Genomic DNA, 22,042 nt, shown 5'->3' on the forward strand with positions numbered 1-22,042 from the left:
CCGGCCATGACCTCGCAGGTCATTGAGCGCCTGCGATCGGTCACGCATTCTCGATGCACTTGAACCGTCAGGATGGTCACGATGAACAAGCGTTCCGCAACGGCGAGGGGTTGGGTGCTGGCCACCGCCATGGCACTCGCCACCGGGCTGGCCGTCGCCAGGGCCGGCACGTCGGCAGCCACACCGCGCACTGATTCACCCTGCACGCGGCTCGCCAGCCTGTCAGGGCATTGGACCGTGCGGCAATCGATGTGGACCGACCCGGCCGCACCGCCTGTCATCGACCATGGCGCCGCCACCTATGCGATGGTGCTCGGCGGCCACCACCTGCAACAGAATCTTCGCATCGCATCGGACAAGCCCTTCGAAGGTCTGGGCTTCATCGGTTACGAAGACGCCACCGGCAAGTATTACAGCAGCTGGATGGATACCCATTTCTCCGGCATCGTTCTCGTGCGCGGCGACTACGACGCGAGCAGCCGAAGCTATACCTTCGCCGGGGAGATGGCGAACAAGGGCGGCGCGCCCATCCCGGTGCGCGAAGTCATGCGCATCGCCGACAACGATCACTTCGTGTACGAATACTACGAGACCCGCAACGGCAAGGAAGCCCTCGCCGTCAGCCTGCAATACACGCGGGTGGACTGAAGGAAAATCCGTTTCCCCGCCATCCATGGCGCCCGTGCCGGCGCGCCATGGGGGCAGCATGGCGTGGTCCCGTTCGAATCCGGCACGCGCGTGAACACTGCGGTCCCAGCCGTGGCATGTCACCCTGTCCCCCCCTCTCTCGGGTGTCGATCTGCGAGCTCCTCGTTCGTCGAGGAACTTGAAGGGCGCTTCCGCCGCCCTGAACCAGGAGAACCGACATGGTCAGCAAGAACACGATTTGCCTCTGGTACGACGGTACCGCGCTGGACGCCGCCACGTTCTACGCCAAGACATTCCCGGACAGCGCCGTAGGCCCGGTCCATCGTGCACCGGGCGACTATCCGGCGGGCAAGCAGGGCGACGTGCTGACGGTCGAGTTCACCGTCATGGGCATCCCGTGCCTGGGGTTGAACGGCGGCCCCGGGGTTGCGCACACCGACGCGTTCTCGTTCCAGGTGGCCACCGACGACCAGGCCGAAACCGACCGCCTGTGGGACGCGATCATCGGTAATGGCGGCCAGGCCAGCGTCTGCGGCTGGTGCAAGGATCGGTGGGGGCTGTCTTGGCAGATCACCCCGCGCGTCCTCACGGCGGCCGTCACCGACCCTGATCCAGCCGCCGCCAAGCGCGCGTTCAACGCGATGATGGGAATGACGAAGATCGACATCGCCGCGATCGACGCCGCCCGGCGTGGCTGACGATGGCACCGGCAGCCATCCTGGCAGGGGGCCCCTCTCGCCGGCAGGCCGCTGGCGGCGAGCCAGCTTGCCGTTCGATCCGCTGCCGTGCCCAACCATCGAGGCGCTGGACAGAAGCATCGTCGACCACCGTCCCGAACGAGGAGATGGTGGACCGCGATCGCATCACGGCGCAACGGATCGGTATCGCCGGTGACGACGGCACCATTCCCAGGGCCTTGGCGGGCGGCACTGCGCCCATCATCGGCGGCATCCGGTACAAGCGCGCGGCGCCGTTCAGCGGATTTCGGCATGGCCGTGCGCCCATGTCGAAAACACCGCGTGCCGTTCGTCGGATGGAAGCAGCATCCCTGTCCCACTCCCTTTCAACCAAGCTGAAGGATATCCCCGTGCCTCGAATGATCTTCGTGAACCTTCCTGTTGGCGATCTCGACGCGTCCATGGACTTCTACAAGTCCATCGGCTTCGAGAACAACCCGCACTTCACCGACGCCACGGCCGCCTGCATGGTGTGGAGCGAGGCCATCCACGTCATGCTTCTCACGCATGCCAAGTGGCGTACCTTCACGAATCGCCCGATCCCGCCGCCCGGCTCAAGCGAAGTCATGCTGGCGATCTCGCTCCCCGGGCGCGAAGCCGTCGACGTCATGAGCGAGGCAGCGGCGGCCAACGGCGGAACCGCCGACATCAATCCCGCGCAGGATCTGGGTTTCCTGTACAGCCGCAGCCTGGCCGATCCCGACGGGCATGTCTGGGAGGCCCTGTGGATGGACCCGGCCGCCATTCCCTCGGGCGATCAGCCGGGCTGAGCGAATCAACGCGCAGACCTGCGGAAGCGAAAACCCCGGTCTGGATCCGTTCCCATCCATGTTTTCTGTCCAATCACCTGGAGCCGTCCCATGACCCTCACCATCACCGCGTTCGAGAGTTCGCCCGACCGCGGCATGGGGCTCGCGCGCGACATGCGCGTGCGCTGGGCGCTCGAAGAAGCAGGTCAGCCTTACGAGGTTCGCCTGGTGTCGTTCAGCGCGATGAAGCAGCCCGCGCATCGGGCGCTGCATCCGTTCGGGCAGATTCCCACCTATGAAGACGGCGACCTCGTCCTGTTTGAGTCGGGGGCCATCGTGTTGCATGTCGCCGAGCGCCACGCGGGCCTGCTGCCGGTCGATGCGAATGCCCGGGCGCGCGCGATCGCGTGGATGTTTGCCGCGGTCAGCACGGTGGAGCCGCCGATCCTTGAACTCGTCATTGCCCGGTTTGTGGAGGGCGACAAGCCCTGGTCCGAGCAACGCCTGCCGCTCGTCAAGGATCGCATCCGTACCCGGCTGGGCGAACTTTCGGACCGCCTTGGCGAGGCCGACTGGCTCGATGGCGCGTTCAGCGCGGGCGACCTCATGATGGTGCACGCGCTGCTCCGGCTGAAGCCGTCGGGCATGCTGGACGAATACCCGAGCCTCGCCGCCTATGTCGCCCGCGGCGAGGCGCGGCCCGCCTTCAAGCGTGCCTTCGCCGCGCAGCTGGCGGTGTTCACGGGCAAGGCCCCGACCGGCTGACAAGCACTCGTCCGGCCGGAAACCCGGAGAGTGCGCGCCGCCCGGAAGACACCCCATTTCGCCAATCCGCGGCACGTTTGGGCAAGAGCGGCCGTGGAGGACGCATCAAGCTCGCCGATGTCGACATCAACGACGCGTCCGCCACGGGCTTTCATGATTCGGATCTGTCCTCCCGGAATCAAACGGTCGGCGATGCCGTTGCGGGCATGGTTTGCCACGTCGGTAGCGAAGACTTACTGCACGACGGGCTGATCCGGATCGCGCCGGTGGACGCCGTCATCGACACGATCGGTGGTCCGTCGCAGTCCCTCGCGATGAACGTGCTGAAGCCAGGCGGCATCCTGGTCTCCACGGTGAGCCGACCGACAACGAGGAAGCCGAGTGCCGCGGCGTTCGAACCTCATTCTTTCTGGTCAGGGTAAATACTTCCACGCTCACCGAAGTCACCCGGTTGATCGACACCGCGGAGTTGAAGCCACGTATCGAGCTGGTGTTGCCGATGACCGAGGCGATTAGCGGCCACGATTGGCTGGAGGGCGGACGCAAGCCCTCCCCCGGCGGGAAGATCGTCATTGACGTTACCGGCCCGTAGGGTCCGAGTGCGGGCCGAAAGCCGGTGCGACCCGGGCGCCGGACTCTTCCGGATCGCCGGAATGAAGGACGTCGATCCAGGCGAACCCGTTCGATTTTGCGGTGAGGCAGTCGATGGAAGGCAGCGCCACGCCTTGGCAGGCCGGAGAGGCGGAATCAGGTCGGGAATCGATCGGCGAGCAGTTCGAGCAGGCTGCGCAGTCGATTCAGTCGCTTCAGATCCTTGTGATACCCGAGCCAGGTGTCGCGTGACGGTGGCGGGTCGCCGAGGTCGATCCGCCTGAGCTCGGCAAAGGCGTCGCCGAGTGCCGTCGGCAGCACGGCCACGCCGATGCCTTCGGCACACATCCGGGCCTGCGCTTCGCGGTTGTTGCTGGTGAAGGCGACGGTGGCCTGGGGCAAGTGCTTTTTCAGCCAGGTCACATCGGGCATGCCGCCGAAGGCAGCGTTCATGGTGACCAGGCGGGCGCCGCGACCGTCCTTGCGCGGGCGTGGCAGGCCGCGGCGGGCGTAGAGCGCGTAAGGCATGCGCAGCAGGCGGCGCGAGATCACGTCCGGTTCGTCGAACGCCTTGATGCGGAACGCCAGATCGGCCTCGCGACGCGCCAGGCTGTAGAGGCGCGCGTCGGTGAGCAGTTCCACGGTGACCGAAGGATGCCTGCGCGAGAACTCGGCCAGCACCGGCGTGAGCACGTAGCTGCCGAACCAGTCCGAGGCGGCCAGCCGCAGCTGGCCGCCGAGCATGCTCTCGCGGCCGGCGAGCCGGCGCTCGAAGGCGAGCGCCTCTTCCTCCATGCGTTCGGCGCTGGCCATCACGGCTGCGCCTTCGTCGGTGAGCACGAAGCCGTCGGCCGTGCGCTGGAACAGGGCCTGGCCAAGTGCGGCCTCCAGCGCGCGCAAACGCCGGCCCATCGTCGGCTGGGTCTGCCCGATCACGCGCGCGGCGGCGCCAAGCGAACCCTCGCGCGCGATGGCAAGAAAGATGCGTACGTCGCTCCACTCCACGATCTGCTCCATGGTTCCGGTTCATGCATTTTTGCATGGAAGTAAAACGAAAACGTCGATTTCCATGCATCGCAACCGGGTCTACCGTGGACGCACCTTCCCTGCCGGACACCTCGCCATGAACACGCTTCCCGCCACCATGAAAGCTGCCGTGCTGGAACAGATCGGCGCGCCGCTTCGCCTCAGCGAACTCCCGCTGCCGGTACCCGGCCCGGGCCAGGTGCTGGTGCGCGTGGCTGCGGCCGGCCTCAATCCGCTGGACACCAAGATCCGCGCCGGCAGCGCCGGCCACGCGCGCCACCCGCTGCCGGCGGTGCTGGGCATCGACCTGACCGGCACCGTGGTGGCACTGGGACCTGACGTGGACGATTTGCGCATCGGCGACGCCGTGTACGGCATGACCGGCGGCGTCGGCGGCGTGCAGGGTTCGCTGGCCGAATACGCGGCGGTGGACGCCGCCCTGCTGGCGCCGAAGCCGAAGGATCTGTCGATGCTCGAGGCAGCCGCGCTGCCGCTGGGTTTCATCACGGCGTACGAAGGGCTGGTCGATCGGGCGCACGTGCATGCGGGGCAGCGCGTGCTGGTGCACGGCGGCGCCGGCGGCGTCGGGCATCTCGCCGTGCAGCTCGCCCGTGCCCATGGCGCCCAGGTATTCGCCACCGGCAGCGCCAGGCAGAAAACGATGATCGAAAACTACGGCGCCGCCGCGATCGACTATGGCAGCACCCCGGTGGCGGACTACGTGCAGGTGCACACCGGCGGCGAGGGCTTCGACGTCATCTACGACACCGTGGGCGGCGCCACGCTGGATGCTTCGTTCGAAGCGGTGCGGCCGTACCACGGCCACGTGGTCAGTGCGCTGGGCTGGGGCACCCACGCGCTGGCGCCGCTGTCGTTCCGCGCCGCGACTTACTCCGGCGTGTTCACCCTGCGTCCGCTGCTGACCGGGCAAGGCCGGGCACATCACGGCGAGATCCTGCGCGAGGCGACCCGGCTGGCCGACCTTGGCCTGCTGCGCACCCATCTCGACCCGCGCCGTTTTTCGCTGGCCGAGGCGGAGCAGGCTTACCAGCTGATCGAGAACGCTACCGCCACCGGCAAGGTCGTGGTGGACGTGGCGGCTGCAACGCAGGCGTAGCGCAAGCAGCGTCATTGTCGTGATCCGGGTTGCGCGGATGCCGCGGCTGGCTATTGACCTGCGTCAACTCCATCGGGCGACGCGCGGGTAAAAGGTTGGCGGGGAAGCCGGGATTGGCCGCATGTGCGGAGATTCCCCATGACAATCCGAAACGACATTCCTTGCCGAGCTCTCGTTGGTGCCAAGGTCATGCTGCCGTTCGTCTTCGCCGCAAGTGCGCAGGCGCAAGGCCCGGCCGCCGTCAACCCGCAGGTGGCGCCGACCAACCCGGTCGTATCGGTCGACCCGCGCGTGCCACGCGCGGCCGGGCAGCCATGCGTGGTCGAACTGTTGCACCAGCGCCCCTGGCCGCAACAAAGCATTCAAATGGACATCGACCCGAACATCACCTACATGCCGCCGGCGTCCTGCCCGCCGCCATGGGCCAAGATCATCCTGAAGATTGACATGCGTACCACCCAGCGTTCAGTGGTGGAAACGCTGGGCATGGACCTCGCCGGCGTGCGGTTGTTCCGCAGCGCCGCGCCACATTACAACGGCCTTTCCCGCTGGCACGTCGAACGCGACCTGACCGATTACAGCGCGCTGTTCAGGGAACCGCACGCCGGGAGCATCTGGAGCGCGCAGAACTCGGAGGCCATCGACTGGGGCTGGGACCAGCTCCAGCCCATTTACAACGCCGATGCGCAACTGCTGTTCTATCCGGCCAGCGCCGCCACGCCCGCACCACGGGTGCCCGATGCCGTCGTCGGGATTGATTCGAACGCGCCGGTCGCTCTGCCCCACAACATCGTGCGCGCTTACCTCGACGTCGAGGCCGACTATCTGGACAATCCGTTCTGGTACACCTGCGTCGGAAACGTGGGGAACATTCCGCTCGGAGACGTCTTAGCGCCTGGTGGGCTCCCAAAGGAAACGATCAATGCACCCGTCCAAGGCTGCGGCGGCGGCAGCTTTCGTGAAATCAAGATCGCGGTGGATGGGACCGCGGCCGGCATCGCGCCGGCATTCCCGCGCGTCGTCGCCGATCTCAATTGGTGGTATCACCGCAATAGCGCCGACCTGCCGATCCCGACGCTGGAGATGCTCAATTTCCGGCCCTACCGGGTCGATCTCACGCCGTTCGCGGCCATCCTCAGCGCGGCCGGCCCGCATAGCGTCACGGCGGACAATCCCCCCCCTTCCCCCGAGGAAGGCCCCGGCGGCGCCGAAACCTTGCTGCTGTATCTGGACCGGGGCCGAAACCAGGTAACCGGCACCGTGACCCTCAACACGCTGGCCACGGAAAAGGGTACTCCCTCCGAAACCAACACCCTGAAGCGGGCCGGCCTCACCACACGTGGCCATATCAAGACGGGGCAACACCGCGATTTCAAGATATGCGGTTGCGCCACCACCTCGCACGGGCGCATCGACTCGTGCGTGCACCAGACCAGCCAGTTCCATAACGTGCAGGCGTTTCACCTGGAGGGTCCATCATCCGACGTGTTTTTTGACGATGCCGACAAGCTCTACGACCAGAATATCGAGCTGAGCAACACGGTGCAGCAGACCAGCAGCCGTGTCCTGGGCAAGCGCCTGATCGCCTGGGACCGCACGAGCACCAGCTATCCGCTGCAGATGATCTACAGCATCGCCACGCATGTCACCGTTGATGCCGGATGGATCATCGACTTCAAGCGCACCAACGTCACGGTGCTGCAGAGCCGCGTGGTGGACGGCGACCACTACCGACCCGGCCTCGGCCACTTCACGACGCATGCCGTTAGCCGCTTCTATTCGGTGAATAAAGGTGGCAGTCAACAGCCGGTCCCGCGCTGGGCGAGCTACACCACGAGCGACTACCGGGACAACTTCGGCAGCTGCCATCACGGTGAACTGGGTGCGAGCAACGGCGCGATAGTGCACCTGGCGAAGGGTACGACCTGCCCGGAGGGGCGTAATTGGGTGCGCTGGTTCACGCATCCCGACGGTTCGCCGGACACGCTCGGCTGGTGGCGCTGAGCGGCGGCCGAACCAAGGGAGGGTCAGGTTTACTTCCGTCGCGTGCGACAGTGGGCCTGACCCTCGATCAGACTCTTACCGGAAGCAGGTCCGACGTGAACAACCGCCACTGGCCATCGGCGCCCTCCACGCACAAATACCTGGACGTGGCGTTCGTGCCTCGCTGCTGCTGTTTGGCGAGCTTGAGCGCAAACGCCAACGCTTCGTCGCGGGACTTGAACTGCTTCTCGCCACCGCCCGGTATCGGGATCGTCCAGCCGTTATCCTGGTCTGGCCGGAACGGAACTTCGATCAGTTTCACAGGCTCACCCGCGCGTTCGGCACGACTGCACGTTAGGTGCCTGCTTGTGAACAATGGGTGGAAGGTCGGATGGCCGGCTCATGCGGGCGATCGCCCGCGGCACGCCTGCGCGTGATCGGTGATGAAGTGCAACCAGCGCCCCAGCCGACCTTCGGACGTGCAGCCCGTCGTCGCGGCCTGCACCTTTGGCGACCCCTGCGCAGGCCGTGCCGGCCATGACGGCCGCGTGCTCAGATCGCCAGCCACACGTAGAAGTACAGCGTGTTGTTGGCGCTGGCGTTGCGCCCCGCCCCGTCGATGTTGTGCACCCGCCCGCTGAAACGGTTGAAATAGGTGTACTGCAAGCCCAGCCGCATATTGGCCCATGGCTGGCGCCACGAGGTGGACTGGCCGAACGGGTTGTAGTTGAGCTCGATGGATTCGCCGCGGGTATCCGGCGAGCCGTCGTTGCCGTACAGCGTGACGTCGTTGCTGCCGTTGTCGGCGAACGCCGCGAGGGTCACGCCATAGGTATTGCGATACCAGTAGCTGCCCCTGAGGTTGAACGCCTGCAGGTTGTTGTGCAGGTGATCGGCGCCGCCGTCGGCGTAGGTGGCGTCCAGGCGTTGCTGCTCACGCACGTACAACGCCTCCACGGTGACGCTGTGATCGCCCCTGGTGTACAGGTAGCTGGAATCCAGCCCGATATCGCGAAAGCGGTCGGAGGGGCCGGCCACAGCCACCGCATCGCCAGCGGCGTTTGTGCCGACCAGGCCCCGGCGCACGCTCAGCAGGAAGCCGCCAACGGAGAAATCGCCGGTGGGCATATGCCACGTATAGGTTGCACGCGCATACGGCGCGATGCCGCTCACGCGTCCGTCGTAGTCGGCGTTGACATGACGCAGGAACGATGGTGACAGCGAGCGATAGCCGCCCGCCTCCAGGTACCAGGCGCCATCCAGTTGCACGTAGGCACTGGCACCGATGGACTGGCCACCGAGGCCACCAAACAGCATCGGTTGCGCCGGTGCGCCTGGCGCCAGATCCGCCGACAGGAAGGGATACATCCAGGCCGGTGCGGTGTTGAATACGTCGCTGACGGTGGGATTGTTGTTGACCGAAATGCCCCATATGCCGGTGTGCTTGCCGCGGCTGAACATGCGCGCGTAGCGCACGTCGATGTTGTCCCAGCCAAGCAGGCCGCCGTTCTCCGAATAGGTGGCCTGGGCAAACACGCCCATGTGCTCGCTCAGCCGCCCGGCCAGAAACACCGAGGCCTGTTGCAGCTCGACGTTGTCGTTGCGGCCGAAGCCCTTGGCAGGAATGTCGGCCTGGGCTTTCTGCGTGTGCGTGAACGACTCCACCAGCATCGCCGACAGCGGCAACTCCTTCGCGTCGCCGACCTTCATGGTGTAGCCCATCAGCTTGAACTGCCGCCCGAACTCGGTGAGCTGCGGACCGAAGGCGCCAACGTGGCAGGCCACACAGGCAAGCTTGGTTTGTCGGGCGTACGAAGGCAGCGCCAGCGCCAGCGAGGGCATCGCGCCCAGCAAGGTCACCAGCATCAGCAGCAGCCAGCGCCACTGCCGAGGCCGAGGCATGAAGGTGGACCGGCCCGCTTCGGGGCTCTTGCAGTAACGGCTCATGTGTATGCGCTCCCTGGCTGCCAGTCATGCGGCCAGCCTGAGCCGATGCGTGCGCGGCATGTTGATTTCGATCAAGCCACCAGCGTTGCCGCATTCTTTGCGGCACCTCGATGCCGGCGGGGCACTACCGCGCAAATACTTTCGATCTTGCCGCTGCCCGTCGCCCCTGCCGGGAAAACCTCCCGCACGAATCGGCCCAGAGCGCACATTGCCCCGGCTTGTATCGTGACGATCCGCGTGCATCTGCAGCGCCAGCACCGCTGCGCTGTAACCGCTTAATCCAACTCAGCCCAAGCCGCGCATGCGTGCCGACGGCCGTTATGTGATCTTCCGTTTCGGTTTGGCGTTGCGGTACGTGAGTTGCCGTTTCACGGACCCTGTACCAGAGCGTTCCGTGCACGGGCGTAAATGCGCTTTGACCATACCCGGCTGTAACTCGCGGACAATCGTGGAGCATTCCCATGGACCAGCGCCAACTCACTGCCCCCCTGTTCGTTGTTCTGCTTGTGGCATTCAGCGTGGGCGCGGTAGCTGCGCCCGCCAGCGCCCCCATACCGGAATCGTACTGGGCCAATGCCGCCATACTGTTCACCCACGCTCAGTTCGATGCGAGCGGAAACTTGCAAAGCACAGCCTTATTGCGGGCAAACCTTGCCAATGGCCTTGTGACCCAGCTGACTCCACAGATCGCAGGCACGCATTACAGAGATGGCCGATGGTCCCCAAGCGGGCAACGAATCGTCTACGAGCGCGCTAGCGAGGCCACGCGGGACCGATCGCAGCTCTACACGATGGATCAAGACGGGGGCCGGATGCGTCGAATCACGCCTGTGCTCGGCTTGCATCAACAAGCCGTTTGGGGGCCAGGAGCGTCGATCGCTTTTGTCGACGGTACAACCAACTGTCTCTCCGTAGTCCAGGCTGATGGACAGCGCCTGCGCACTCTTCTCTGCCCGATGTTTGACCAGATGCGCTTCCCACCCAAATGGTCGACACCGCACTGGTCAAAGAATGGCAAGAGTGTCTTCCTCGAAGTAAGTCAGTACTACAAGCAAGGCCTCTCGTTGTATTTGCGTTCGCGGGTTTACCGGGTAAACGTCGCCACAGGGCACGTCACGCTGCTGGCAAACCTGGGGGAATCCACGTTGGATTACTTCTCGCAAGAACGGATGATATCGATGCAGTTTTCGCCCAACGGGACGAGGGGGCTGTACTCCCAATCGGGCGGAGGGGGTGGCCGGATCTTCCTCGCCGACTTTGCAACAGGCGAACAAAAATACATCGACCTGAGGGGAGCCGGCGATGGCGCCTCATACACAGCGAAGTGGTCCCACGATGGTCGCCAGATCGCATTCACGCACATCACGGTCGAGCTGAATTATTGCAAAGGCAAACTTGATTACATCGCCTACATTGGCCTTTATGTGATGGACGCCGATGGCAGTCATGTACGCCTGATCACCAAGGAACCCTTCCTGCCGGCTTCGCAGGATCGGGTGGTTTTCATGACGGTGGCTGATTGGTCCAGCGATGACTCCCGCATCCTGCTCAACCGATCCGATTCCAGTCGCGTGGAAAACGGCGAAGAATATGTCGGACATCCCTTGCTGGAGGTAGTCACTCTTGCTACCCATACAACGAAGATTCTCAAGAGCGCCAAAGGCAAAGCCGGCGACGGCGCCTGGTTCCAGCCCTGAAAAACCGGCCAGCGTCGACTTTCCAAGTTGCGCCCAATTCTAAGGAAGCACGTGCTGGTCCCTTCCGCCGGCAGCGGTCAGGTTGCCCCCAGTTGCAGGCGCCGGCATGCTCCTGTGTCCGTTGTATCAACGACCATTATCGACTCTCCCCTTTTTTTCGAAAGCGATCATGATCGCCATCGGCGCACGGTCTTGCTGCGACTGGTCGATGATCGGTCTGCGGGCCATCTGTCAACCTCCTCTGGAGCAAGCGGGCCAGCGCTGGTTCTGGCAGAACCCACCGATCAATCAATCGACTTCGGGAGCCTGGGGCCACAAGTGGCTCTGGCCCGGTACCATCCGGTGCTCAACTTCCCCCGCCCGGTTCGTTTGTCGTGCCGGGAACCGGGTCAGGTTCAGCTCCGAACGGAGCATGCGTGAACCTGCCCCGCTCCCTGGGTGAAGCCGTTTCTTCATCGCCGCAGAGACACGACAAGGCATCAAGGAGCAGAAAATGACACCAGCTCAGGCACTGATTGAACTACGGGCACACCCGCGCAAGTGGCTGCAAAAGCACTACCTGAAAGCCTATGCCGGCGTACCTGCGACATTCTCCGCACAGCAGCCCCATTTCGGCAACACGGGCTACGTCGACGCCGCCGGCCTCGTGGGCGTGGCGGGTGGCAATGTCTTCGACCGTTCCCCCGGCACGGCGAAAAAATTCGGCCCGTGGACCGGCACCGACCGCCGCGCTTTCACGTTTGATCGTGCCGGAGGCCAGGCGGCTTTCGTCGGCACCAGCGTGACCGCGTTGGCGATCAACATTCCGGTGCTCGACAGCGCGACACTCAACGGCAACTACGCGGGCATCGCGCTGGACGACCTGGGAACCGCGCTCAACTGCAACTTCGCGGTGACCACCTTGCTCAATGGCTGCTCGTTCATCGTCGACGGCGCCAATCCCCACGTGCGGCACATCCAGCCGACGGGTGGCACCACCTCGGCCGCTCTCCGGAACGGACTCCATCCGCACTACGGCCTGGTCTTCGGTGGCGGCGGCAACGAATACGACCACGTCCTCGAGGATGTGACGATCGTCGGCGTCAGGCGCGGAGGGGGTTGGAAGATCTATGCGCAGGTGCACACCAGAAACGCCCGGGACATCCTGCGGGTGGTCAAGCTGCACGGCTGACAGGGGTGCTGCGCCAGGCAGCATGCGGCGAACGGCAACTCGCAACATGGCGACCAGAACCGAAGAAGAGCGGACGTGGCCCATCGAGCCCGGCCTTCCCCCACACCACGGCGAGGATGGTGTCGGTGGGATTCCATGGGCCACGTCCCCTTTGATGCCCGTGGCTGGATCAACTGATCGTGACTGCATGGACGCAAGAAAACCTCGGCCCCCGATCCCTCACCTGACCAGGATCAAGACGGCACCGGCGCTGCTCGGCAAACATGCGATATCGCAACACCACCACGACAGGCATGAAACGAGGCCATACGATGGAATTCCATATCGCGCTCACCGATGCCTGCCCCGGCCCCGACGTCATCCAGGACGCCATGTTCGATGTCGATCCGAACGCGGTGGTCGATCTCGACATGAGCGGCCTGGTGATGCGGATATCCTCCTACGTGACCGTCACGGACCTGATCGAGATACTGCGGCAAACCGGCTGGACCGTGGCGCCGCAACAGGTGGCGCAGTTGCCGACCATATGTTGCGGCGGCTGCTCCGGATGAAGCGGAACCCTGCCCGCGGCGCTCCGGACCAGGTCAATGCAGCGCGGCGCTCTGCGCGAGCGTACGCGAGAGCTTGCCGGATGCGCGTCCAGCGATTTCAGTCACGCGCTGCAACGCGGGGTTGTCGCCGCACAGCACTTCGGCCGGCGAGCGCTGGAGGCGGCGACATGAGTCTTCAGGGGCAACTGACTACTTCCCCGGCCGTTTCGGAATGGCCCCTGACGTGCATGGCACTTGCGCTTCCTTCACCGGATGACCAGCCAGGCCATCAAGACCACGGCGATCAACACGCCCACGGACATCGGGCCGAGTAGCGGCGCGAGCGTCGATTCGGGAAACACGCCGGCGTAGAGCAGCACCAGCCCCACGGTCAGCCCCAGCGTCGCCAACTGATGCAGGTAGAACTGAAGGACGGCGAGCCGGGCGGGTGCGCCGACCAGCCACAGCTTGTGGACCAGCGCGTAGATGAAGGACACCACGAAGCCCACCAGCAGGATATGCGCGTGCGCAACAAACAACGTGTGGTTGTGCGAGGCCGCCATGTAGATGCCGAGTCCCATGCCCGCGATGGCATAGGCAAAACCGCAGAGCAAGAACCTCCGATCGAGCGTCATGTTGTTTCCCCCTTGTGGCCAGTGACCGGCACCGATACCGCGCGGTGCGCTGCCGGCTGCACACCGTCGCCAACCGATTGTGCTACAGATGTCCGGTCTGCGGCACGGAAGCAAAGGGCTCAAACCCCGGTTGCGCCGGGAACAAACGGCGCTGCCCCGTTCGCTTTGGCTTGCGTCTGCCCTGCCTTCCCATCCTGCAACGCGAGCACCGATACGCCAAGCGTGGCGGCGAAACCTCCGTATTCCGGGGCTTGGCGTTGCTAGTCCGCTGGCATGGCCAGGAACTCGCGCACCTCGACCGATGCACGGCAGGCGGCGACGGCTTTGCGTCCCCACGCCAGGGCCTCATCCATGTTGGCTGCGTCGAGTATCCAGAAGCCGCCAATGTGTTCCTTGGCCTCGATGTACGGCCCATCGGTGATGAGCACCTGTCCGCCGGGCTGCTTGCGCAGTGATTTCGCGAGGGGCGCCGATTGCAGGCCGCCGGCGAAGAACCAGGCACCGGCAGCCGCCATCTCGTCATTGAGCGCCTGGATGTCGCGGACCATGGCTTCGTCTTCAAGAGACGCGTCGTAATTGTCGGGGTGGTGGATCGCCACCAGATACTGCGGCATGTCCTTTCCTCTAATGATGTGCAGGCTGGCGCGTCGCCGGCCTCCATTACGGCGACGAACAGGCAGAACCGATTTCGACAACGGTGCGCGATATTGTTTCGACCCCGAGCCTTTGCCGGAGGGCATACGGCGGATGGACAAAAGCCCGGGGTATCGAAAGAAGCCCGGGCCATGCGCCCCTGACCCGGCGACGGTCGTGCTCAGTCCTCGATGGCTTCGACCCCCTGCTGTCTGAGCTCTTCGATGCGATCTTGCATCTGCTTGAGCCGCTCCGGCGAATGACCCTGCCAGTCCGCCACCTCGCCGACGACGCGGAACGGACTTCTGGAGCGATACGACCGGGTGATGTTGCCGGGGAATTTCTTGTCCGTCAGGTTGGGATCGTCCTCGATCGGCCCGGTGGGCTCCACGATGTAGATCCGGCCCCGCCCTGTCCCCACGGCCAGCTCGGCGCCCCAGGTGGCGGCGTCCAGGGTCGCGGTCAGGTAAATGAACAACGCCTGCCTGCGCTTGCCGAAGTTGGAGGCATGGCCCGGCACGATCAGGTCACCCACGTTCAGGTCGGCCTTGGTGCCGTGGTAGTACGTCTGCGCATCTGTCATTGCGTCATTCCGGTGTCCTGCCATGGCGGCAGGCCGGCGATGCTGCATCCCGCGCAGGGCCTTGCCGCAAGCCCCCCTGTGCTTTATAAATTGATGGTGGGAAGCGCAAGGCGCTTCCCCTTCTTGTTTTTGGCCGTCCAGAAGATGGGCTGCGCGCGCCGGCGCGCTCCGGTCGAATCCATCAAAAACTCGAGTCGGTCGGCGGCGTCACCGTATGCATGGAACGGATCGTCATGTTGCCGGTGGCGACGCTTCCGGCAACGCCACCCGCCACGATCGGCAACAACGAGTGCGGCAACGTCATCGGTAGCACGCCGGATCGTTTCTTCGCCATGGTCACTGCTCGCCCTGCCGGGCAGCTCATGACTCACGCCCGAGCGTCCTGCGAACTTTCGTGCGTGAGCGGATTCACCGAGACCTCGCGGAACAGCAGCATGTCGCCGATGCGCGACGAGGCACCGTCGTGGAACCCCGTCGCCGGGGCGAAGTCATGCGGGTTGTCGAAGGTACCGAACAGGATGTCGAACAGCGGCACATCGGCATAGTTGTTGCGGTGCCGCCCGCGCGCGTGGTGCCAGGAATGGCTCTCGGGACGCTGGACGATGTAGCCCAGCCAGCGCGGTGTGCCTACATTGGTGTACTGGAAGATCGACAGCAGCGTGAAAACAAGCAGGGCGGCCGTCGTCGCCGACGTGGACAGGCCGACCACCAGCGTCAGCGCAAGGCTCGACATGACTGTCCAGCCGATCATGTCGAACGGGTGGAACCAGAACGCGCTCCAGGCATCGATGCGCTCGGCGCTGTGGTGCATCTGGTGCAGGCCACGCCACAGCAGGTCCGAGGCGTGCATGCCGCGGCGATAGAAGTAGCCGAGGCATTCGTAGACGAGGACGCCGACGAGCGCGCCGGTCGCGGTGCCGAGATGGCTGAGGTCGAACAACTGCCACGGCAACAGGTACTCGGTCCATAGCAGCGGCAGGTACGTGGACAGCGCGAAACAGAGGATGCCGCCCGGCAGGTGTGCGACGGACGGGACGACCGAAGATTGGCTGCGCACGCAGGCGCGCTCCTGGCCGAATCCAACACGACTCGAGGCGGGCGATGGCGTCACTTCACCGCACGCATCGAACGGATCGTCATGTTGACGGCGCTGCCGTCGAATGAAGAATGGTGTCCGTGACACTTGAACACCTGGGGTGACGACATAAATCGTCGCTGACACCTTTTCTCGCGCTTCCTGCCGATGTTGCGCAGGGCCGGCCGGCTTTTTGTCAGAGACGGGAAGGGGCCAGAGAATCTGGCCCCGGCCGCCCCGCCTGCGCGCGAGGCACAGAGGCTCAGGGGACCAGTAGCCAGCTCACCTGATGGATGTTCGGCGGCGGCGGCAACCACCAGCCCGCCGCCGGGTAGCCGTATTCATAGGTCACGGCGTCCTGCATGGCGAAGGAGTGCATCGGCTGGGCCTGGCAGACCACGTCCCTGGCAGGCATGGCGCCCAGGTTCAGATAGGCGAATTCGGCGTTGGTGGTGCAGGCGTTGTCGTCGAACATGGCACCGTGGGTGGTGGCGTTGTTGACCAGCACCATCCGCGCGGCGGGGCCGTTCTCCAGCCGATCCTCGAGCGCCTCCGAATAGGGCGTGGACGGATCGAACTCGTTCTGCACCATCAGGGCCTGCACCCTGGTGCGCGATTCCAGCCTGCGGTCGAGCGCCGGCTGCCACGGCCAGTGCTGGCACTTGTCCACCAAGGTGGAGGCGCCGATGGCCCAGTACGTGCGGACGTCCGCGATCTTCCGCGCCACGCTGCGCGGATCGGTGGAGCCGGAGTCGTTGCACTGCAGGACATCGGCCATGGGGTTGAAGCTGGACTGGCTGCGCAGGTCGGCAAAGGTCATCGCGGCCATCTGCTCGGCATTGGCAATATGGGCCGGATCCCCATCCAGCGCCTGGGACATGGCGCTCAGCGACGGCGACACCAGGAGATCCCAGAACACCCACATGCCGGTGCCGTCCAGCGAGCCCAGCGCCTGGTCCGGTGTCACGCTGCCCATGCGGTGCTGCGAGGTGGCCTGATAGATCCGCTGGAACGTCGTCATCACCTGCGGCGGCGTCGTGCCCATGTGGAACTGGTCGTCGTGCCGCGCGATGAACGGGATGAACGCCTGCTGCACATTCAGCTGATCCATCGACATCCGGCTCAACGCCTGTCGCTGCCAGTCCAGATGCAGCCAGTTCATGTTGCTGTCCAGCACCACGCGCTCGAACCGGTCGGGAAACATGCGGGTGGCATACGCCATGAGGCTGCTGCCGCTCGAGACGCCGAACAGATCGGCGCGAGGAAAGCCCAGGACAGCACGCACCAGGTTCAGATCACGGGCGTGGTTGGGCGTGGTGATGCCTTTGAGGAAGGTCGCATGCTGCCGCAGGCAGGCGCCGATCGAACGATTCCACCAATCCTGCGCTGATCGCACGCTTTCGGCCGTGGGATTGCGGCTGTCGCCGTCCATGAAATTCTCGGCGCCGCTGCGTGGTGCATAGTCGCAGCTGACCTGGGTGCCGGTTCCGTCGCTGATGCCGCGCAGATCGACGCCGACCACCATATGGTCGACTTGAACTTGGGGCTGCAGCTGCTCGAGCATCTCCGCCATGGAAGCGCTCGAATTGTCCGGGCCGCCAGCGTTGACCAGCAGCAGGCGGGAGTGAGGCGACGGGTCGAGTGGCTTGGAAATGCCGATGGTGATGTCGCCCCGACCCGGATCGGCCCAGTCCACGGGCACCGTGACCAGGGCGCATCGAATGGTGCTGCCGTCGGTGAACAGCGATGGCGGACAGCCACCCCAGTTCACCGCTTGGTGGTAGTACCTGGCGTAGGCCGGATCGCCGCTGTGATCGTCGACACCGTGGGCGCTGGCCAGTCCCGAGCACACCACGCAACCCATCAACACCGCCAGCTTGCGCGCAGACAACGTAAAGAGCTTCATCCTCAGGTTTCCTTGGTCGGTAGTGGCTTGCCGAAACACACGAGTCCCGCCATGACGTTCGCTGCAACGGCCATTCCGGCATCGTCTGGCCGCATCGGCGCCTGCACGCCGTGGCATGATCATCGTCAGGGCGAGCGGGACCGTAAATGACCGGTCGCGGGCTTTTTCGATGTAACCACTTCGAGCCGCTCCGGAGAGCATGGATGGCGAACAGACGGCCAAACGACGAACCGATGTATGTCCAGATCGCCGGGTCGATCCGGCGGGATATCGATTCGGAGCGCTTCCAGGTGGGTGCGCGCCTGCCCGGAAGCCGCTCGATGTCCGTCGCCCTGGGGGTGTCCCGTACGGTCGTATTGATGGCTTATGACCAGCTGGAAAGCGAGGGCTACCTGCACTCGCGCTCGGGCAGCGGCACCTTCGTGAGTGCGCGCCCCGCCGGCGTGTCCGCGCGCGAGACGCTCGTGGAGGAACAGGTCGAGGCGCCGGGAGATCCACGGCTGTCCCGCCTGGCGCGGCGGGTCGCGCTGCCTGCCCTGGCCGAGGCGGACCTGCCTGCGCCCGACGGGGAGGTGATCGATCTCGCGCAGCCTCGCGTGAAGTCCGACCCGCGCAGCCTCAAGGCCTGGGTGCACAACCTGATCGCGCTGCTGCGCCGTCGCGATGCACCCGACTTCCCCGAACTGCAAGGTGCCCTCAAGCTACGCGAGGCCGTGGCCGGCTACCTGAGCGTCGAGCGGGCGATCGAGGTCGATCCGGACGACATCCTGATCGTCAGCGGCGCCCAGCAGGCACGCGACCTCATCGCCCGCATCCTGCTCGACGAAGGCGATGGCGTCGGCGTGGAGGAACCCTGCCACTGGAGCGTGCGCCATACCTACGAGGCGATGGGGGCGCGGATCGTGCCATGCCAGGTGGGCCCGCACGGCATGGACATCGACCGCCATGCTGCGGCACTGGACGGTGCGCGGCTGGTCAACGTGGCCCCGTCCTTCCAGTTTCCGACCGGCGTGGTCATGCCTGAGGAGCGGCGCAGGGCCCTCCTGCAATGGGCCTATGCGCACGATGCATGCCTGGTGGAGGACGATTTCGATTGCGAACACCGCTTCGGCGTGCGTACCTCCCCGTCGCTGTGGTCGCTGGACCGCCACGGCCGGGTGATCCACGTGAGCAGCTTTGCACGCTCCATGTTCCCTGCACTGCAATTGGGCTACATGCTGGTGCCCCGCCCGCTGCGCGAGCGGTTCCTGGCCGTCAAGTGGCTGGCCGATCGCGGCAGCATGTCGATGCAGCAGCACGTGCTGGCCGCGTGCATCGCCAGCGGCCAGTACCTGCGCGATCTGCGGCGTATCGCACACCGTCTGGCTCCCCGCCATCGAGCCTTGCACGACGCGCTGCAGGTGCGTCTCGGCAGCGCCATGGCGGTGACCGGCTCGGTGGCAGGAGGATCGCTCCTCGTGCACTTGCCCCGGTTGCCACGCAGTGCCATCGGGGCATTGATGGCCGAGGCACTGGCGCGCGGTGTGCGCATCCGTTCTGCCGAGCGCTTCCACCGGACGCCGCCCGATCATGTCACGCTGGTACTCAGCTATGCCGGGGTGTCCGAGGCGAGCCTGAAGCGAGCCGGGGCGCGGATCGCCGAGGCCTGTCTGGCGGTCGAAAAGGGACATCATTCCGCCGCCGGAAATCAACGGACCGAGTGAGGTGTCCGGAAAATTTCCAACGCTCCGATCGACGCCCTAGAAAAATCGTCCTCGACTCCGTTCGTTCTGGCTAGAGCGACTGGCCAACCAGGCGAAGGCCACCGTCGCACTCCAGGACGCAACCCGTCATGAAGGAATTGCCGATCAGGAACACGATGGATTGCGCGATGTCCTCGGGTCTACCGACGCGTCCCGCCGGGGTGGCCGCCGCAAATTTGGCGAACGCCGCCTGCTTCTGGTCCGGCTGCATCCGGTTCCACCAAGGCGTATCGATCACGCCTGGCGACACGGCGTTGACCCGCCGCGGCCGGAGCTCGACCGCGAGCGGCCTGACCATTCCCTCGATCGCCGCGTTGATGGCAGCCAGGCCGGCCGTACCCGGATTGGCCGCCCGCGCCGAGATGGCCGTGACGAAGGTAATCGACCCTGTCCGGTCGAGGCAGCCAAGCGATTCCTGCGCCAGCGAGAAATGCACCCAGAATTTCCCGTCGAATCCGGAGCGCAAATCCGCCGGCGCGAGCCCTGCGATGGGCCCCGCGCCTTTGCCGCCGCTGAGGGCCACCACGAGGTGATCGAACGCGCCGATCCCGGCCAGCGCACGACGTCGTTCTTCGGCATTGCCGGCGTCGAACGCGCAGGTGGATGCTTGCGGACCGAGCCGCTCCTTGACCTGATCCAGCTTGGCGGGGTCGCGTCCATTGATCACGACGTCCGCGCCGCACGTGACCAGCAGCTCGGCCGTGGACAGGCCAATACCCGACGAGCCGCCAGCGATCAGAACACGTGTTCCACGAAGATCAAACATGCTTTCTCCAAGTTGGATAGGGACGGTGGCAGCGCGGCAAGGAATGGGAGTGCCGACGATGACGATGGATGCGCGCAAGCCGGCATGAGTACGTTCTCTCCATGCTTGGCCGATAGTTGTGAAGCGGGGGAAGAGTCGACATTGCCGAGATGTCGACTTCGCCGTTGGCGGCCTCGATCGAGATGCTGGGATTGCGCTTGAGTTCAGTGATGCTGACACTCGCGCCGGCGTGGATGGTTTCCCTGTTTGGCTTCTTCCTTGGTCAAATAAGGGCACGGGCTTGCCGACGCGTCAGAGACGCCGCGCCAGTCCAGGTGTTCCAGGCGCGCTCGCCCAGGCGGGTCAGGCCAGCACGAAGTCGGCGAGAAAGGGGCAGGTTCATCGACGCAGCGAAATCAAATGAACCTGATCCCTTGTGCTTACTTGCCTCGCTTACCGCACCCGCTCCAGCGTCTGCACCCAGTTCGTCTCCCAGGTCTTTCCGCCATCATTCGAATATGCCTGCTCCCAGTGGGCGGCGTTGCGGCTTATTCCCGACCAGATGAAGCGGACCTTGATCGGTTTTCCCCTGAGCGTGTCATCCGCATGGAAAGTGCCGACGCCGTGCACGAAGCGTCCCTTCACCGGGGGATCCAGGTTGCCGAACGGATTGCGGCCGTCGATCCACCAGATGGCCCATTGGCCGGTCTTTGGATCGTAGGCACGCGGCGCCACGCCCCGGTAGATGCCGCCTGGCATGTGGAAAACCGTGTCGTCCACGTTTGCCCGGCCTTCCATCAGCGGGCGCGAACTGATCGTGCCCTCGAACTCGATCCATTCCTGGCGGCCAGACAAGGGTTCTTTCAACTTGCGGCTGTGCACTCGCCAGTCGCCAACCAGGAAATCGAAATCGTGCAGCCCGCTCATGTCGGGTCGGTCGAGGGCCTTTGGCGTGTCCTGCGAGGCAAAGGCCGCCGGCACCAGCGCGGCAACTGCCATCATCGCGACGATCACAAGCAAGGTACGGAAACGCTTCACGCAACACCCCCTGTCAGTCAGTGCCAGTCCGGCCCTGCGCAATGTGACACCGGACATCCTCGGGCGGCAAGTTCCTTTGGCCATGCCGCCACCCGAATGGGGGAACGAAACCAGGACGGGATCGGTGAACCCCCTTCCCGCCCCATCGGGCGCCTGCTGTCGCGGACTGGCTCACGCCACTTTCGGGAAATCCAGCGTGGTGTCGTTGATGCGGTTGACCATGTTGGTGAACAGGATCGCGCTCACCACCAGCGGGATCTCCACCAGCTGGCGATCGTTGAAGCCGGTGGCCTTCAGCGCGTCGACCGCGGCGGCGTCCAGCGTGCCGCGCTGCTGCACCAGGTGCAGGGCGAACTTCACCAGCGCGTCGATGCGCGCATCCTGCACGAACGAGCCGGTGCGCAGTTCGCGCGCCTGCTCCGCCGTGTAGCCGGCCAGCTTGCCGGTCATGGTGTGGGCGGCTACGCAGTAGTCACAGCCGGTGGCTTCGCTCACGGCGAGGTTGATCGCTTCCTGCTCGCGTTTTGACAAGGAACTCTTCGCCAGCGCGGCGCCGGTGCCGAGCACGTGCGCGAGCACGGCCGGCGCATTGCTGCCGATGGTGGCATAGACGTTCGGCAGCTTGCCGATGCTGCGCTTGATGGTGTCGAACAGCTCGGCGGTTTCCTGGTCGGCCTGGTCATGGGCGAGGGTGTGCAAACGGGTCATGGCGGTTACTCCTGTG

At 64.9% G+C, this 22,042-nt stretch carries 24 protein-coding genes; 12 read left to right on the top strand and 12 right to left on the bottom strand.

Annotated elements, in window-relative coordinates:
• The first annotated feature begins 81 nt into the window (after positions 1–81).
• The 6 genes from ACFPME_RS01830 to ACFPME_RS01855 all read left to right on the top strand — a co-directional run bounded on the left by ACFPME_RS01830 (position 82) and on the right by ACFPME_RS01855 (position 3,491).
• Entirely contained in the window at positions 82–648 is a 567-nt protein-coding gene (locus ACFPME_RS01830) for a DUF1579 family protein (protein WP_377301426.1), read from the top strand.
• Positions 649–866: 218 nt separating this feature from the next.
• Positions 867–1,346 carry a VOC family protein gene (locus ACFPME_RS01835; RefSeq protein WP_377301429.1) on the top strand — a complete coding sequence of 160 codons (480 nt, stop codon included), beginning with the start codon at positions 867–869 and terminating at the stop codon, positions 1,344–1,346.
• A gap of 146 nt (positions 1,347–1,492) precedes the next feature.
• Positions 1,493–2,155, top strand: coding sequence for a VOC family protein (locus ACFPME_RS01840; RefSeq protein ID WP_377301431.1), 663 nt, complete (start codon positions 1,493–1,495; stop codon positions 2,153–2,155).
• 90 nt (positions 2,156–2,245) lie between these two features.
• Complete coding sequence (locus ACFPME_RS01845; RefSeq protein WP_377301433.1) at positions 2,246–2,899, top strand: glutathione S-transferase family protein; 654 nt, start codon at positions 2,246–2,248, stop codon at positions 2,897–2,899.
• A 77-nt stretch (positions 2,900–2,976) separates the two neighbouring features.
• Positions 2,977–3,321 (top strand): hypothetical protein, encoded by a 345-nt coding sequence (locus ACFPME_RS01850; protein WP_377301435.1) that lies wholly within the window; start codon positions 2,977–2,979, stop codon positions 3,319–3,321.
• 29 nt (positions 3,322–3,350) lie between these two features.
• Positions 3,351–3,491 carry a hypothetical protein gene (locus ACFPME_RS01855; protein WP_377301437.1) on the top strand — a complete coding sequence of 47 codons (141 nt, stop codon included), beginning with the start codon at positions 3,351–3,353 and terminating at the stop codon, positions 3,489–3,491.
• Positions 3,492–3,646: 155 nt separating this feature from the next.
• On the opposite strand, the gene ACFPME_RS01860 is transcribed toward ACFPME_RS01855, so the two are convergent.
• On the bottom strand, positions 3,647–4,507 hold the full coding sequence (locus ACFPME_RS01860) for a LysR family transcriptional regulator (RefSeq protein ID WP_377301439.1): 861 nt from the start codon (positions 4,505–4,507) through the stop codon (positions 3,647–3,649).
• A gap of 106 nt (positions 4,508–4,613) precedes the next feature.
• Here ACFPME_RS01860 and ACFPME_RS01865 point away from each other — a divergent pair, with 106 nt between their 5' ends.
• Positions 4,614–5,633 carry a zinc-dependent alcohol dehydrogenase family protein gene (locus ACFPME_RS01865; protein ID WP_377301441.1) on the top strand — a complete coding sequence of 340 codons (1,020 nt, stop codon included), beginning with the start codon at positions 4,614–4,616 and terminating at the stop codon, positions 5,631–5,633.
• A 189-nt stretch (positions 5,634–5,822) separates the two neighbouring features.
• Positions 5,823–7,637: a peptide-N4-asparagine amidase gene (locus ACFPME_RS01870; RefSeq protein ID WP_377301443.1), complete on the top strand. Its 1,815-nt coding sequence runs from the start codon at positions 5,823–5,825 to the stop codon at positions 7,635–7,637.
• Between the two features lie 67 nt (positions 7,638–7,704).
• Here the strand turns inward: ACFPME_RS01870 and ACFPME_RS01875 are convergent, their stop codons facing one another.
• Both ACFPME_RS01875 and ACFPME_RS01880 read right to left on the bottom strand, forming a co-directional pair.
• Positions 7,705–7,938 carry a DUF2188 domain-containing protein gene (locus ACFPME_RS01875; RefSeq protein WP_377301445.1) on the bottom strand — a complete coding sequence of 78 codons (234 nt, stop codon included), beginning with the start codon at positions 7,936–7,938 and terminating at the stop codon, positions 7,705–7,707.
• A gap of 230 nt (positions 7,939–8,168) precedes the next feature.
• Positions 8,169–9,563, bottom strand: a complete 1,395-nt coding sequence (locus tag ACFPME_RS01880) for a cytochrome C (protein WP_377301447.1) — start codon at positions 9,561–9,563, stop codon at positions 8,169–8,171.
• A 461-nt stretch (positions 9,564–10,024) separates the two neighbouring features.
• On the opposite strand from ACFPME_RS01880, the gene ACFPME_RS01885 reads away from it, so the two are divergent.
• From ACFPME_RS01885 to ACFPME_RS01895, 3 genes are all read left to right on the top strand, one after another.
• Positions 10,025–11,260: a TolB-like translocation protein gene (locus ACFPME_RS01885; RefSeq protein WP_377301449.1), complete on the top strand. Its 1,236-nt coding sequence runs from the start codon at positions 10,025–10,027 to the stop codon at positions 11,258–11,260.
• A gap of 493 nt (positions 11,261–11,753) precedes the next feature.
• The gene (locus ACFPME_RS01890; RefSeq protein ID WP_377301451.1) at positions 11,754–12,431 is read left to right on the top strand and encodes a hypothetical protein; all 678 of its coding nucleotides are present in this window, start codon (positions 11,754–11,756) and stop codon (positions 12,429–12,431) included.
• A 311-nt stretch (positions 12,432–12,742) separates the two neighbouring features.
• Positions 12,743–12,982, top strand: a complete 240-nt coding sequence (locus tag ACFPME_RS01895) for a hypothetical protein (RefSeq protein WP_377301453.1) — start codon at positions 12,743–12,745, stop codon at positions 12,980–12,982.
• Between the two features lie 245 nt (positions 12,983–13,227).
• On the opposite strand, the gene ACFPME_RS01900 is transcribed toward ACFPME_RS01895, so the two are convergent.
• From ACFPME_RS01900 to ACFPME_RS01925, 6 genes are all read right to left on the bottom strand, one after another.
• On the bottom strand, positions 13,228–13,596 hold the full coding sequence (locus tag ACFPME_RS01900) for a TonB-dependent receptor (protein ID WP_377301455.1): 369 nt from the start codon (positions 13,594–13,596) through the stop codon (positions 13,228–13,230).
• A gap of 260 nt (positions 13,597–13,856) precedes the next feature.
• On the bottom strand, positions 13,857–14,210 hold the full coding sequence (locus tag ACFPME_RS01905) for a YciI family protein (RefSeq protein WP_377301457.1): 354 nt from the start codon (positions 14,208–14,210) through the stop codon (positions 13,857–13,859).
• Positions 14,211–14,410: 200 nt separating this feature from the next.
• Positions 14,411–14,812 (bottom strand): NAD(+)--rifampin ADP-ribosyltransferase, encoded by a 402-nt coding sequence (gene arr / locus ACFPME_RS01910; RefSeq protein ID WP_377301459.1) that lies wholly within the window; start codon positions 14,810–14,812, stop codon positions 14,411–14,413.
• Positions 14,813–14,993: 181 nt separating this feature from the next.
• Positions 14,994–15,146 carry a hypothetical protein gene (locus tag ACFPME_RS01915; RefSeq protein ID WP_377301461.1) on the bottom strand — a complete coding sequence of 51 codons (153 nt, stop codon included), beginning with the start codon at positions 15,144–15,146 and terminating at the stop codon, positions 14,994–14,996.
• A 33-nt stretch (positions 15,147–15,179) separates the two neighbouring features.
• A complete protein-coding gene (locus tag ACFPME_RS01920) occupies positions 15,180–15,869 on the bottom strand; it encodes a sterol desaturase family protein (RefSeq protein ID WP_377301463.1) in 690 nt (229 codons plus the stop codon).
• A 280-nt stretch (positions 15,870–16,149) separates the two neighbouring features.
• Positions 16,150–17,793, bottom strand: a complete 1,644-nt coding sequence (locus tag ACFPME_RS01925) for an alpha/beta fold hydrolase (RefSeq protein WP_377301465.1) — start codon at positions 17,791–17,793, stop codon at positions 16,150–16,152.
• A 146-nt stretch (positions 17,794–17,939) separates the two neighbouring features.
• On the opposite strand from ACFPME_RS01925, the gene pdxR reads away from it, so the two are divergent.
• A complete protein-coding gene (gene pdxR, locus ACFPME_RS01930) occupies positions 17,940–19,496 on the top strand; it encodes a MocR-like pyridoxine biosynthesis transcription factor PdxR (RefSeq protein WP_377301467.1) in 1,557 nt (518 codons plus the stop codon).
• Positions 19,497–19,566: 70 nt separating this feature from the next.
• On the opposite strand, the gene ACFPME_RS01935 is transcribed toward pdxR, so the two are convergent.
• The 3 genes from ACFPME_RS01935 to ACFPME_RS01945 all read right to left on the bottom strand — a co-directional run bounded on the left by ACFPME_RS01935 (position 19,567) and on the right by ACFPME_RS01945 (position 22,026).
• Positions 19,567–20,301 carry an SDR family oxidoreductase gene (locus ACFPME_RS01935; RefSeq protein ID WP_377301469.1) on the bottom strand — a complete coding sequence of 245 codons (735 nt, stop codon included), beginning with the start codon at positions 20,299–20,301 and terminating at the stop codon, positions 19,567–19,569.
• Positions 20,302–20,733: 432 nt separating this feature from the next.
• Positions 20,734–21,318: a DUF1579 family protein gene (locus ACFPME_RS01940; RefSeq protein WP_377301471.1), complete on the bottom strand. Its 585-nt coding sequence runs from the start codon at positions 21,316–21,318 to the stop codon at positions 20,734–20,736.
• 171 nt (positions 21,319–21,489) lie between these two features.
• Positions 21,490–22,026, bottom strand: a complete 537-nt coding sequence (locus ACFPME_RS01945; RefSeq protein ID WP_377301473.1) for a carboxymuconolactone decarboxylase family protein — start codon at positions 22,024–22,026, stop codon at positions 21,490–21,492.
• Positions 22,027–22,042: the final 16 nt, after the last annotated feature.

The sequence above is a fragment of the Rhodanobacter umsongensis genome, from assembly GCF_042654965.1.
Taxonomy (GTDB): domain Bacteria; phylum Pseudomonadota; class Gammaproteobacteria; order Xanthomonadales; family Rhodanobacteraceae; genus Rhodanobacter; species Rhodanobacter umsongensis.